This window comes from Variovorax sp. FW301-JW7, from assembly GCF_058788795.1.
Genome location: NZ_JBYTBC010000002.1, coordinates 495,237 through 508,372, shown reverse-complemented (window position 1 = coordinate 508,372; position 13,136 = coordinate 495,237). Strand labels below are relative to the sequence as shown.

General features: G+C 67.1%; 10 protein-coding genes. 9 read left to right on the top strand and 1 reads right to left on the bottom strand.

What is annotated here, in order from left to right; translation table 11 throughout:
• The first annotated feature begins 6 nt into the window (after window positions 1–6).
• The 8 genes from puuE (at window position 7) to AC3WQM_RS07340 (ending at window position 10,868) form a co-directional block, all read left to right on the top strand.
• A complete protein-coding gene (gene puuE / locus AC3WQM_RS07375; protein ID WP_062480836.1) occupies window positions 7–969 on the top strand; it encodes an allantoinase PuuE in 963 nt (320 codons plus the stop codon).
• Window positions 966–2,753, top strand: a complete 1,788-nt coding sequence (gene uraD, locus AC3WQM_RS07370) for a 2-oxo-4-hydroxy-4-carboxy-5-ureidoimidazoline decarboxylase (RefSeq protein ID WP_492677604.1) — start codon at window positions 966–968, stop codon at window positions 2,751–2,753. The genes puuE and uraD overlap by 4 nt, the downstream gene beginning before the upstream one ends.
• 23 nt (window positions 2,754–2,776) lie before the next feature.
• Window positions 2,777–4,003 carry a M20 family metallopeptidase gene (locus AC3WQM_RS07365; protein ID WP_492677602.1) on the top strand — a complete coding sequence of 409 codons (1,227 nt, stop codon included), beginning with the start codon at window positions 2,777–2,779 and terminating at the stop codon, window positions 4,001–4,003.
• Window positions 4,004–4,186: 183 nt separating this feature from the next.
• Window positions 4,187–5,887 carry a CehA/McbA family metallohydrolase domain-containing protein gene (locus AC3WQM_RS07360; protein ID WP_492677600.1) on the top strand — a complete coding sequence of 567 codons (1,701 nt, stop codon included), beginning with the start codon at window positions 4,187–4,189 and terminating at the stop codon, window positions 5,885–5,887.
• Between the two features lie 222 nt (window positions 5,888–6,109).
• Window positions 6,110–7,603, top strand: coding sequence for an NCS1 family nucleobase:cation symporter-1 (locus AC3WQM_RS07355; RefSeq protein WP_492677598.1), 1,494 nt, complete (start codon window positions 6,110–6,112; stop codon window positions 7,601–7,603).
• 30 nt (window positions 7,604–7,633) lie between these two features.
• Window positions 7,634–8,371: an aspartate/glutamate racemase family protein gene (locus tag AC3WQM_RS07350; protein WP_492677596.1), complete on the top strand. Its 738-nt coding sequence runs from the start codon at window positions 7,634–7,636 to the stop codon at window positions 8,369–8,371.
• Between the two features lie 14 nt (window positions 8,372–8,385).
• Complete coding sequence (locus AC3WQM_RS07345) at window positions 8,386–9,144, top strand: GntR family transcriptional regulator (protein ID WP_489061959.1); 759 nt, start codon at window positions 8,386–8,388, stop codon at window positions 9,142–9,144.
• A 233-nt stretch (window positions 9,145–9,377) separates the two neighbouring features.
• On the top strand, window positions 9,378–10,868 hold the full coding sequence (locus AC3WQM_RS07340; RefSeq protein ID WP_492677594.1) for a nucleobase:cation symporter-2 family protein: 1,491 nt from the start codon (window positions 9,378–9,380) through the stop codon (window positions 10,866–10,868).
• 17 nt (window positions 10,869–10,885) lie between these two features.
• Here the strand turns inward: AC3WQM_RS07340 and AC3WQM_RS07335 are convergent, their stop codons facing one another.
• Window positions 10,886–11,743, bottom strand: a complete 858-nt coding sequence (locus AC3WQM_RS07335) for an aldo/keto reductase (RefSeq protein ID WP_492677592.1) — start codon at window positions 11,741–11,743, stop codon at window positions 10,886–10,888.
• A 273-nt stretch (window positions 11,744–12,016) separates the two neighbouring features.
• Here AC3WQM_RS07335 and AC3WQM_RS07330 point away from each other — a divergent pair, with 273 nt between their 5' ends.
• Window positions 12,017–13,108: a tartrate dehydrogenase gene (locus AC3WQM_RS07330; RefSeq protein WP_492677590.1), complete on the top strand. Its 1,092-nt coding sequence runs from the start codon at window positions 12,017–12,019 to the stop codon at window positions 13,106–13,108.
• Window positions 13,109–13,136: the final 28 nt, after the last annotated feature.

Here is a 13,136-nt window from a genome sequence, read left to right as displayed (position 1 = left end):
CACACCATGACCGTCTACGACACCACCCTGCCCTACCCGCGCGACCTGATCGGCTACGGCCGCAACCCGCCCCACGCCCGCTGGCCCGGCGGCGCGCGCGTGGCGGTGCAGTTCGTCCTCAACTACGAAGAAGGCGGCGAGAACGCCACGCTGCACGGCGATGCGGGCTCGGAGCAGTTCCTTTCCGAGATGTTCAACCCGGCGAGCTTCCCCGACCGGCACATCAGCATGGAAGGCATCTACGAGTACGGCTCGCGCGCCGGCGTGTGGCGCATCCTGCGCGAGTTCGAAAAGCGCGGCCTGCCGCTCACCGTCTTCGGCGTGGGCATGGCGCTGCAGCGCTACCCCGAGCTCACCGCCGCCTTCAAGGAACTCGGCCACGAGATCGCCTGCCACGGCTGGCGCTGGATTCATTACCAGAACCTCGATGAAGCCACCGAGCGCGAGCACATGCGCCTGGGCATGGAAGCCATCGAAAAGCTCACCGGCGAGCGCGCGCTCGGCTGGTACACCGGCCGCGACAGCCCGCGCACGCGCCGCCTCGTGGCCGACTACGGCGGCTTCGAGTACGACAGCGACTACTACGGCGACGACCTGCCCTTCTGGATGAAGGTGCAAAAGACCGACGGCAGCGTCGTGCCCCAGCTCATCGTGCCCTACACGCTGGACTGCAACGACATGCGCTTTGCGCTGCCGCAGGGCTACTCGCACGCCGACCCGTTCTTCCAGTACATGAAGGACACCTTCGACGCGCTGTACGCCGAAGGCGACCCGAACGGCGACGACAGCCCCAAGATGATGAGCATCGGCATGCACTGCCGCCTGCTCGGCCGCCCCGGCCGCATCACGGCGCTGCAGCGCTTTCTCGACCACATCGCCACGCACGACAAGGTCTGGGTCTGCCGCCGCGTCGACATCGCACGCCACTGGAAGCAGGCACATCCTTTCGAAGCCGGAGCCGCATCATGAGCACCCCTCTCCTCACCCTTGCCCAACTCAACGCCGCGGGGCCGGCCGCTGCCGTCGCCATGCTCGACGGCGTGTACGAGCACTCGCCCTGGATCGCGCAGCGCGCGCTGGTGCAGCGCCCCTTCCGCTCGCTCGCGCATCTGAAGCACGCGCTGGTGCAAGCGTTGGCCGCGTCGTCGGCCGACGAACAGATCGGCCTGATCCGCGCCCACCCTGAGCTCGCCGGCAAGGCCATGGTCAGCAAGACGCTCACCGCCGAGTCGACCAACGAGCAGAACAAGGCCGGCCTGACCGACTGCACGCCCGAAGAGTTCGCGCAGATCCAGAAGCTCAACGCCGACTACAACGCGAAGTTCGGCTTCCCGTTCATCCTGGCCGTGCGCGGCCCGCGCGGCACGGGTCTCGCCAAGCGCGAGATCATCGAGACCTTCGCGCGCCGGCTGCACAACCACCCGAGCTTCGAGCTCGGCGAGGCGCTGCGCAACATCCACCGCATCGCCGAAATCCGCCTGAACGACAAGTTCGGCGCCGACATCACGCTGGGCAACGACGTGTGGGACTGGCAGGAGCAGCTGTCGGTGCACACCGACCCCGGCTATGCCGAGAAGGGCCAGCTCACCGTCACCTACCTGACCGACGCGCACCGTGCCTGCGCCGCGGACATCTCGGGCTGGATGCGCGACTGCGGCTTCGACTCCGTGCACATCGATGCGGTCGGCAACGTGGTCGGCCGCTACGAAGGCGCCAAGCCTGACGCCAAGACCCTGCTCACCGGCTCGCACTACGACACCGTGCGCAACGGCGGCAAGTACGACGGCCGCCTGGGCATCTTCGTGCCCATGGCCTGCGTGCGCGAACTCAAGCGCCAGAACCGCCGCCTGCCCTTCGCCTTCGAAGTCGTCGGCTTCGCCGAAGAAGAAGGCCAGCGCTACAAGGCCACCTTCCTCGGCTCGGGCGCGCTCATCGGCCACTTCGACCAACGCTGGCTCGACCAGAAGGACGCCGACGGCATCACCATGCGCGAGGCCATGCAGCACGCGGGCCTGAAGGAAGAAGACATTCCGAAGATCCAGCGCGACCCCGCGCGCTACCTCGGCTTCGTCGAGGTGCACATCGAGCAGGGCCCCGTGCTCACCGAGCTCGACCTGCCGCTGGGCATCGTCACCTCCATCAACGGCAGCGTGCGCTACGTGGGCGAAGTCATCGGCATGGCCAGCCACGCCGGCACCACGCCCATGGACCGCCGCCGCGACGCCGCCGCCGCCGTGGCCGAACTCATCCTCTACACCGAGCAGCGCGCCGCGAAAGACGGCGACTCGGTCGGCACCGTCGGCATGCTCGAAGTGCCGAGTGGTTCGATCAACGTCGTGCCCGGCCGCTGCAAGTTCAGCCTCGACCTGCGCGCACCCAACAACGCACAGCGCGACGCGCTGGCCAACGACGTGGTCGCCGCGCTGAAGGACATCTGCGAACGCCGCGGCGTGCGCTACGAGCTCGAGGAAACCATGCGCGCCGCCGCCGCGCCGAGCGCACCGGCCTGGCAGCAGCGCTGGGAACAGGCCGTCGACGCGCTGGGCATTCCCTTGTTCCGCATGCCCAGCGGCGCCGGCCACGACGCGATGAAGCTGCACGAGGTGATGCCGCAGGCCATGCTCTTCGTGCGCGGCATCAACTCGGGCATCAGCCACAACCCGCTCGAGTCGAGCACCAACGACGACATTCAATTGGCCGTGCAAGCGTTCCAACTGCTGCTGGACAACCTCGCCGCCGAACAAGCCCACTGACCGACCCCACAAGAACAACCACCATGACCGACTACGCCAAACTCGACGCCTGGATCGACGCCCACTTCGACGAGGAAGTGCAATTCCTGCAGCAACTGGTGCAGGTGCCCACAGACACGCCACCCGGCAACAACGCGCCGCACGCCGAACGCACCGCCGAGCTGCTGAAGGACTTCGGCCTCGACGCCGAGAAGCACGCCGTGCCCGCGCAAGAGGTGAAGGACTACGGCCTCGAATCGATCACCAACCTGATCGTGCGCCGCACCTACGGCAACGGTGGCCGCACCGTCGCGCTCAACGCCCACGGCGACGTGGTGCCGCCCGGCGAAGGCTGGACGCACGACCCGTACGGCGGCGAGATCGTCGACGGCAGCCTGTACGGCCGCGCCGCCGCCGTCAGCAAGAGCGACTTCGCCAGCTTCACCTTCGCGCTGCGCGCCCTCGAGGCCGTGGCCAAGCCCACCCGGGGCAGCATCGAGCTGCACTTCACCTACGACGAAGAGTTCGGCGGCATCCTCGGCCCGGGCTGGCTGCTCGAGAAGGGCCTGACCAAGCCCGACCTGATGATCGCGGCCGGCTTCAGCTACGAAGTGGTCACCGCCCACAACGGCTGCCTGCAGATGGAAGTCACGGTGCACGGCAAGATGGCCCACGCCGCCGTGCCCACCACCGGCATCGACGCGCTGCAGGGCGCCACCAAGATCCTGAACGCGCTGTACGCGCAGAACACGCTCTACCAGCAGGTCACGTCGAAGGTCGAGGGCATCACGCACCCCTACCTGAACGTGGGCCGCATCGAGGGCGGCACCAACACCAACGTCGTGCCCGGCAAGGTCGTGTTCAAGCTCGACCGCCGCATGATCCCCGAAGAGAACCCGGTCGAGGTCGAAGCCAACATCCGCCAGGTGATCGCCGATGCCGCCGCCGAAAGCGCGGGCATCACGGTCGAGATCAAGCGCATGCTGCTCGCCAACTCGATGAAGCCGCTGGCCGGCAACCAACCGCTGGTCGACGCGATCCAGAAGCACGGCGGCGAGCTGTTCGGCGAACCCATCAAGGCCATGGGCACGCCGCTGTACACCGACGTGCGCCTGTACGTCGAGGCCGGCATTCCCGGCGTGATCTACGGCGCCGGCCCGCGCACCGTGCTCGAGTCGCACGCCAAGCGCAGCGACGAGCGCGTGGTGCTCGAAGACCTGCGCCGCGCAACCAAGGTGGTGGCGCGCACGCTGAGCGACCTGCTGGCCTGAACGCGCGCAAGCCGTTGAAAGTACACGCCTTTGGGTGTGAACTTTCATCGCAGTTTCATCGAAGCGTCACGACAGGATTTCAGACTCCGGGGTTCTCCGGCGGATGCGCTTTCACGCCATCCGCCTCGTTGAAATCCCGATGCGACGGCCAGCCATGCGCTGGCCGTTGCTGCTTGTGTCGCCATGAAAATCCTGCCTCCCGCACCCCGCTTTCGCACCACGCTTTTCTCTTCCCTCGCGCTCGGCGCGGCCCTGCTGACCGCCTGCGGCGGCGGCTCCGGCGGCGGTGCGCCGTTCGCCGGCCTGCCCATCGCACCGCCGGCCCCCGCACCGGCACCCTCGCCCGCCACACCACCGCCGCCACCGGCCGAGCCCGCCGGCCGCTGGACCGTGGGCGACCTGCACGTCCACACCATCCAGTCGGAGGACACGCAGCAGATTTCCACGCTCGACCAGGTGCTCGCCAAGGCCTTCGACAGCTTCGGCCTCGACTGGGTCGCGCTGTCGGACCACCTGCGCATGTCTTCCTATGACAACGACGGCCGCAAGCTGCCGGCGCAGATTCCGTTCTCGAAGGGCATGGCCGACTACCAGGTGCCGCGCATCAAGGCGCTGCAGGCCGGCGGCAAGTACACCGACAAGACGATCTTCGCGTCCTTCGAGTGGGACATGGCCACGCACGACCACGGCAACGTCGGCATCCTGACCGACAGCCCCATGTCCGACGCGGCGCTCAAGGCCGTGAGCCAGTTCGAATACCTGTTCACCAACCGCGACCCCGCGCTGTTCCCGGCCGCCGACGTCGCGGCGTGGAACGCCAAGGACGCCCGAGCCTTCACCACGCACGACGACGTGATCAAGGCCATCGCCTGGCTCAAGAAGAACTACCCCGATTCCAGCTACCTGCAGATCAACCACCCGTCGCGCAACACCGGCAAGTACACCGCCGCCCAGCTGCGCGAGATGAACGACACCGCGCCCGACATCGCGTTCCTGCTCGAGGGCATGGTCGGCAACCAGATGGAGCCCGACCGCGGCGGCTACGCCAGCGACTACACGCCGGCCAACCTGCCCTCGCGCACCTACGGCGGCGTCGACTACCTCGTCGCCAAGCTCGGCGGCACCTGGGACGCCCTGCTGTCCGAAGGCCGCCGCATCTGGAACGTGGCCGATTCCGACTACCACTTCACGACCTCCAAGGGCCTGTACAGCAGCGGCTACGCGCCCGGCGAGTACGCGAAGAATCATCTCTGGGGCGACATCAAGGACCCGAAGTCGCTGCTCACGGCGATGCGTTCAGGCAAGCTGTTCGCAGTCAACGGCAGCCTCATCAACGCGCTCGACTTCAAGGTGCAAAGCGCCAAGGGCGCGGGCGAGATGGGCGCCGAAGTGAGCGCCAAACCTGGCGAAGACCTGAAGATCACCATTCGCTTCAAGAGCCCCGAGCGCAACAACTTCGAGTACCAGCTCGGCAGCGGCGTGTACGCCAACGTGAAGCCGGTGGTCGATCACATCGACCTCATCGCCGGCGACGTGACCGGCCGCGAACTCCCGGGCACCCCCGGCTACGCACGCGACACCAACCCGACGACCCGCGTGGTCAAGCGCTTCACCCGCGCCGACTGGACGCTCGACACCGAAGGCTACTTCGCGGTGAGCTACACCGTGAAGGCCGGCAACAACCAGTACTTCCGCCTGCGCGGCACCAACCTGGGCACCGACGTGCCGAACGAAACGGCGGGCGGCGAGCCGCTGTTCGATGCACGCACGCCCACGCCGGCCGGCGACGACCCGGTCACGCGCTTCAATGCGATCAATGCGCGCAACTACAACGACCTGTGGTTCTATTCGAACCCGGTGTTCGTGAAGGTGGCGGCGCAGTAGGCGGTGCCACCCTCGCCCCGGCCTCCAAGGCGCCATGTCCCTCGCGGGGCATGGCGCTTTTTCTTTGCCCCGGCCCGCCTCGCATCAGGGAATCTACGGATATATGATTCCCCGCATGGTCTTGATTGGGTTCAATTTTTGTATACAAATAACGCACCCATAAAGACGGCGCGAAATTTGCGTCAAAAAGTCCCTCATCCCAACCAAGTACGAGGAAAGACCATGAGCACAGTCGCCAGCCATGCCCCCGCGGGGGCCAGCGAAGCCGGCATCGCGCCGCACGCGGAATCGAATGCCCTCATCAAGCCGGGCTACGACCCGCGCCTGACCAACGAGGACCTCGCCCCGCTGAAGAAGCAGACCTGGGGGCAATACAACATCTTTGCGTTCTGGATGTCCGACGTGCACAGCGTGGGCGGCTACATCACGGCCGGCAGCCTGTTCGCGCTGGGGCTGTCGAGCTGGCAGGTGCTGGTGGCGCTGCTGGTGGGCATCGTGATCGTGCAGGTCTTCTGCAACCTGGTGGCCAAGCCCAGCCAGGTGACCGGCGTGCCCTACCCCGTGGTGTGCCGCGCCTCGTTCGGCGTGCTGGGCGCCAACGTCCCGGCCATCATCCGCGGGCTGATCGCGGTGGCCTGGTACGGCGTGCAGACCTACCTCGCCTCGGCGGCCTTCATGGTGCTGGCGCTGCACATGGCGCCGGGCCTGGCGCCGTACGCCGACGTGGCGCAGTACGGCTTCGTCGGCCTCTCGGCCCTGGGCTGGGTGGCGTTCATGGTCATGTGGGTGCTGCAGGCCTTCGTGTTCTGGCACGGCATGGAAGCCATTCGCAAGTTCATCGACTGGGCCGGCCCGGCCGTGTACGTGGTGATGGCCGTGCTGTGCGGCTGGCTGGTGTGGAAGGCCGGCTGGAGCAACATCGACCTGAACCTGGGCGGCATCAAGTTCCAGGGCTGGGACGCGCTGCCCGTGATGCTCTCGGCCATCGCGCTGGTGGTGAGCTACTTCAGCGGTCCGATGCTCAACTTCGGCGACTTCTCGCGCTACGGCAAGAGCTTCGACGCGGTGAAGAAGGGCAACTTCTGGGGCCTGCCGGTCAACTTCGTGTTCTTCTCGCTGCTCACGGTGATCACCACGGCGGCCACGTTGCCCGTTTTTGGTGAACTGATCACCGACCCGGTGCACACCGTGGGCAAGATCGACAGCACCACAGCCGTGGTGCTGGGCGCGCTGACCTTCATGATCGCCACCATCGGCATCAACATCGTGGCCAACTTCGTGTCGCCGGCCTTCGACTTCTCGAACGTGGCGCCGCAGCACATCAGCTGGCGCACGGGCGGCATGATCGCCGCGGTGGGCTCGGTGTTTCTCACGCCCTGGAACCTTTACAACAGCCCCGAGGTCATCCACTACACGCTGGACGTGCTGGGCTCGTTCATCGGGCCGCTGTTCGGCATCCTGATTGCCGACTACTACATCGTGCGCAAGCAGCGCATCGACGTCGACGCGCTCTACACGATGAGCCCCAAAGGCCAGTACTGGTACAGCGGCGGCTACAACCCGAAGGCGATCCAGGCGTTGGTGCCCTCGGCCCTCGTGCCCATCCTGTGCGTGATGGTGCCGACGCTGCGCGGCGCCGCCAACTATGCGTGGTTCATCGGCATGGGCCTGGGCTTCATCCTGTACGTGCTGCTGAACCGCAACAACAAGACTTGAAACTGTAGAGAGTAAGAAAGGGACCGCGCCGTGCGCATCAAGATCATCAACCCCAACACCACCTGGAGCATGACCGAGAAGATCGGTGCCTGCGCCCGCGCGGTGGCGCACGCCGGCACCGAGATCGTGGCCGTGAGCCCGGCCATGGGGCCGGTCTCCATCGAGAGCCACTACGACGAGGCGCTGGCCGTGCCGGGGTTGCTGCAGGAGATCGCCGCGGGCGAGCGCGACGGCATCGACGGCTACGTGATCGCCTGCTTCGGCGACCCGGGCCTGAAGGCCGCACGCGAGCTGGCGCGCGGCCCCGTGGTGGGCATCGCCGAGGCCGCCATGCACCTGGCCAGCATGATCGGCAGCCGCTTCAGCGTGGTGACCACGCTGGGTCGCACCATGGGCCAGGCCTGGCACCTGGCCGAGATCTACGGCATGGAGCGCTTCTGCGCGAACGTGCGCGCCTGCGAGCTGCCGGTGCTCGAGCTGGAAGAGCCGGGTTCCAACGCCCGCGAGCGCATCGTCGACGAATGCCGGCGCGCGCTCGAAGAAGACGGCGCCGACTGCATCGTGCTCGGCTGCGCCGGCATGACCGACCTGTGCGCGCACATCGAGCAGGTGCTCGGCGTGCCGGTGATCGACGGCGTGGCCGCCGGCACCAAGCTCGTCGAATCGCTGGTGGCGCTGAAGCTGCGCACCAGCAAGCGCGGCGAGCTGGCAAGGCCCTTGCCCAAGCCCATGATCGGCGCGCTCGAGGCCTTCACGCTCACGCGCTGAGCCACAATCGGCGGATGCCCCGCGCCAGTTCCAAACCCTCCGTCCCTTCCGCCGCCCCCGTTGCCGAAACGGCCGAGAACGGCACGGCGCCGGCCGACAAGAGCAGTTCCATCGAGAGCATCGCCAACGACATCGCCACCGCGATCGTCGAGAAGCGCCTGCCGCCCGGCACCTGGCTGCGCGAAGAGGCGCTGGGCCGCGTCTACTCGGTGAGCCGCACCAAGGTGCGCGCGGCGCTGCTGATGCTGTCGAAGGACAAGCTCATCGAGATGATTCCCGACAAGGGCGCCTTCGTCTGCCAACCCACGGTGGACGAGGCACGCGAGGTGTTCGCGGTGCGCCGCATCCTGGAGCGCGAGGTGGTGCGCCTGTTCATCGCCAATGCGCGGCCTCGCGACTACCAGACGCTCGAGCAGCACATCAAGTTCGAACGCACCGCGCTGCGCCAGAGCACCATGGGCACGGTGCGCGAGAAGCTGCTGGGCGACTTCCATGTGGCGCTGGCCGAAGCCACCGGCAACCACACGCTGGCCGAGATGGTGCGCGAGCTGGTGGCGCGCAGCTCGCTGATCGCGATGCTCTACCACTCGTCGAACGACCCGCACTGCTCGTCCGACGAGCACTCCGACTTCCTGCGCCTGTGCCGCAAGGGCGACGTGGAAGCGGCCGTGACCTGCATGATCGAGCACCTCGAACGCATCGAGGCGAGCCTCGAACTGGGCACCGAGAAGCCCGACCGCCAGCTCGACCTGGTCAAGGCGCTGCTGGCCTGAACCGCTGAGCCCGCGCGTCGCTGATGCGCTCCACCCCCACGACCTGAGCGCCGGCCGAACCGCCGGATGCCCCGGCGCGCGCCTCCCACAGCGCTTCTTCGCCGGATTCGGGTTTACCTGAATCTGGATTGCCGCATAAATTGTATACAGTTTCGCGTACACAACTGGTGTGCGCGACGGCCCTCCGACGCGCATCACTGCTCCCGTTCCCCTCGCCGCGCCAGGAGACAACGATGACGGCAGATTCCCTTTCCAGCAATGTCCATCCCGTGGACCAGCGCCTGCCTTCGGGCAAGCTCGCGGCCCTCGGCCTGCAGCACGTGCTCGTGATGTACGCAGGCGCCGTCGCGGTGCCGCTCATCGTGGGCCGCGCGCTCAAGCTTTCGCCCGACGAGGTCGCGCTGCTGATCTCGGCCGACCTGTTCTGCTGCGGCATCGCCACGCTGATCCAGGCGCTGGGCGCCACGCAGTGGTTCGGCATCAAGCTGCCCGTGATGATGGGCGTGACCTTCGCCTCGGTGGCGCCCATGGTCGCCATCGCCAACGCCAACCCCGGGCAGAACGGGGCGCAGCTGCTGTTCGGCGCCATCATCGGCGCGGGGGTCATATCGATACTGATCGCGCCCTTGGTGAGCCGCATGTTGCGGTTCTTTCCGCCGGTGGTGACGGGCACGATCATCGCGGTCATCGGCATCAGCCTGATGCGCGTGGGCATCAACTGGATCTTCGGCAACCCCGTGGGCCCGACGGCGCCTGCGCTGGTCGACCCGGTGTACGCCAAGTGGCTGGCCGAGGTCACCTCGCCGGGCAGCTCGATCCCCGCGGTGCCCAAGGGCTTCGCGATCATGCCCACCGTGCCCAACCCCAAGTACGCCGACCTGTCGGGCTTCGGCGTGGCCGCGCTGGTGCTGGTGTCGATCCTCTTGATCGTGAAGTACGCCAAGGGCTTCATCGCCAACATCTCGGTGCTGCTGGGCATCGTGATCGGCGCGGTGGTGGCGTCGATCACCGGCCTCATGACCTACGAGAAGGTCGGCAAGGCCGCCTGGGTCGACATCGTGCTGCCCTTCCACTTCGGCATGCCGCTGTTCGACCCCATCCTGATCCTCACGATGACGCTCATCATGATCGTCGTGATGATCGAATCGACCGGCATGTTCCTCGCGCTGGGCGAAATGACCGAGCGCAAGATCAGCCAGCAGGACCTGGCCAAGGGCCTGCGCACCGACGGCCTGGGCACGCTCATCGGCGGCATCTTCAACACCTTCCCGTACACGAGCTTCTCGCAGAACGTGGGCCTGGTGGCCGTCACCGGCATCAAGAGCCGTTATGTCTGCGTGGCCGGCGGCGTGATCCTGATCGTGCTGGGCCTGCTGCCGAAGATGGCCGCGCTGGTCGAGTCGCTGCCCACCGTGGTGCTCGGCGGCGCGGGCCTCGTGATGTTCGGCATGGTGGCCGCCACCGGCATCCGCATCCTGTCGGGCGTGGACTTCAAGACCAACCGCCACAACGCCATGATCGTCGCCGTGGCCATCGGCGTCGGCATGATTCCGCTCATCGCCCCCAACTTCAAGCAGTGGATGCCGCACTCGATCCACTCGCTGATCGAGTCGGGCATTTTGCTGGCGTCGATCACGGCCGTGCTGCTGAACCTGTTCCTCAACGGTGCGAAGCACGACGAAGAGGCGGTGATCGCGGCGGCCAAGCACGCCGACGCGCACTAAGCCGAACCGTGCTTTAACTAAATCATCGCCAACGGCGTCTTGCGCTTCGGCACCGGATAGATCCGGTCCAGCGCCGCCAGGGTCGTCGCATCGAGCTGCAGCTCGGCGGCGGCCCTGTTTTCTTTCAGGTGCGCGCGGCGCACCGCCTTCGGAATCGCCGCCACGCCCGGGCGCGCGATGACCGCGGCCAGCGCCAGTTGCGCGGCGCTCACGCCGAGGTCGGCCGCCAGCCGGCCCAGCGCCTCGTCGCCCGCCAGCGCGCCCTGGTCGATCGGGCTGTAGGCCATGAGCGGCATGCCGCGTTCACGCTGCCAGGGCAGCAGGTCGAACTCGGGGCCGCGCTCGCCGAGCGACAGGTACACCTGGTTGGCCGCGCAGGCCGGGCCTTGGCCGATGACCTGCGCCAGCTCCTGCATGTCGTCGGTGTCGAAGTTGCTCACGCCCCAGTGGGCGATACGGCCGGCCGCGACCAGTTCGTGCATCGCCTCGACCGTGTGCGCCAGCGGGTGGTTGCCGCGCCAGTGCAGCAGGTACAGGTCGATGCGCTCCAGCCCGAGCCGCGCCAGGCTGCGCTCGCAGGCCTGCCCCGTGCCGCGGCGGCTCGCGTTGTGCGGGTAGACCTTGCTGACGATGAAGAGGTCTTCGCGCTGCACATCGCCCCCGCGCAGCGCCTCGGCCACGGCCTGGCCGACCACGGTCTCGGCGCCGCCCTCGCCGTACATCTCGGCCGTGTCGATCAGGCGGTAGCCCAGGCCGATGGCCTCGCGCACCGCGGCCACCTCGGCCGCGTGGCGGGTGGCGTCTTCGCCCATGCGCCAGGTGCCGAGACCGAGAACCGGCATCTCGCCGCCGGTGGGGAGTGGAAGTGTTCGCATGGGCACGATGGTACGCAGGCCCTTTCGGCGGGTGCCCGGGTGCGGGTTTTCAGCCCCCGATGCCTTCTAATTTTTCGAAGCTCAAGTCAGTTCGATGACCATCAATTGCTTATCTTCCGCCGTGTTCTGGCGTTTTGGCCTTCGCTTTTTGTCAATGCCCGGTGGGTGCCAACCCCCATCGCGCACGCCCCACCCGCTCCTAGAATTTTTTGACGGCCCGGCGCCACAAGCGTCGGCGCTCTTATCGAAACGGTTCAGGAACAGGTTGAGTCAATGCAGCAGAAGCAAAAGCACAGGATTGCCGTCATTCCCGGAGATGGCATCGGCGTCGAAGTCATGCCCGAGGGCCTTCGCGTGCTCGACGCGGTCAGTCGGCGCTTCGGCATCGATTTCGTGTACGACCATTTCGACTGGGGTTCCGACCACTACGTGCGCACCGGCCTGATGATGCCGGCCGACTGGGCCGACAAGATCCAGGGCCACGACGCCATCTACTTCGGCGCCGTGGGCGACCCCGCCAAGGTGCCCGACCACATCGCCGTGTGGGGCCTGCTCATCAAGATCCGCCGCGACTTCGACCAGTACGTCAACCTGCGCCCCGTGCGCCTGATGCCCGGCGTGCCCGGCCCGCTGGCGCACCGCAAGCCCGGCGACATCGACTTCCTGGTGGTGCGCGAGAACACCGAAGGCGAATACACCTCGGTGGGCGGGCGCCTGTTCGAAGGCACGCCGCGCGAGATGGCGATCCAGGAAGCCGTGTTCACCCGCGTGGGTGTGGACCGCATCATCGACTACGCGTTCCAGCTCGCCAACCGCCGCAAGCGCAAGAACCTGGTGGCCGCCACCAAGTCGAACGGCATCTCGATCACCATGCCCTACTGGGACGAGCGCCTGGCCGAGATCGCCACGCGCTACCCCGACGTGGCCACCAGCAAGTACCACATCGACATCCTGTGCGCGCACTTCGTGCAGCACCCCGACTGGTTCGACGTGGTCGTGGCCTCCAACCTGTTCGGCGACATCCTCTCCGACCTGGGCCCGGCCTGCACCGGCACCATCGGCATCGCGCCCAGCGCCAACCTGAACCCGGAGCGCAAGTTCCCCTCGCTGTTCGAGCCCGTGCACGGCTCGGCACCCGACATCGCGGGCAAGGGCATCGCCAACCCCATCGGCCAGATCTGGTCGGCCGCGCTCATGCTCGACCACCTGGGCGACAACGACCCCGTGTACGCACAGGCCTCGGCGGCCGTGCTCTCGGCGATCGAGACCGTGCTCAGCGAAGGCCCGCGCACACGCGACATGGGCGGCACCGCCAACACGGTGGACGTGGGCCGCGCGATTGCCGAGTGCATCGCTTCGGCATGACGCCTCCCGACCCTCTTTTTCGCAGGAA

What these genes read in the sequence shown, in the direction of transcription:
- puuE (WP_062480836.1), top strand. Translation starts at nt 7, where the DNA reads ATGACCGTCTACGACACCACCCTGCCCTACCCGCGCGACCTGATCGGC.
- uraD (WP_492677604.1), top strand. Translation starts at nt 966, where the DNA reads ATGAGCACCCCTCTCCTCACCCTTGCCCAACTCAACGCCGCGGGGCCG.
- AC3WQM_RS07365 (WP_492677602.1), top strand. Translation starts at nt 2,777, where the DNA reads ATGACCGACTACGCCAAACTCGACGCCTGGATCGACGCCCACTTCGAC.
- AC3WQM_RS07360 (WP_492677600.1), top strand. Translation starts at nt 4,187, where the DNA reads ATGAAAATCCTGCCTCCCGCACCCCGCTTTCGCACCACGCTTTTCTCT.
- AC3WQM_RS07355 (WP_492677598.1), top strand. Translation starts at nt 6,110, where the DNA reads ATGAGCACAGTCGCCAGCCATGCCCCCGCGGGGGCCAGCGAAGCCGGC.
- AC3WQM_RS07345 (WP_489061959.1), top strand. Translation starts at nt 8,386, where the DNA reads ATGCCCCGCGCCAGTTCCAAACCCTCCGTCCCTTCCGCCGCCCCCGTT.
- AC3WQM_RS07340 (WP_492677594.1), top strand. Translation starts at nt 9,378, where the DNA reads ATGACGGCAGATTCCCTTTCCAGCAATGTCCATCCCGTGGACCAGCGC.
- AC3WQM_RS07335 (WP_492677592.1), bottom strand. Translation starts at nt 11,743, where the DNA reads ATGCGAACACTTCCACTCCCCACCGGCGGCGAGATGCCGGTTCTCGGT.
- AC3WQM_RS07330 (WP_492677590.1), top strand. Translation starts at nt 12,017, where the DNA reads ATGCAGCAGAAGCAAAAGCACAGGATTGCCGTCATTCCCGGAGATGGC.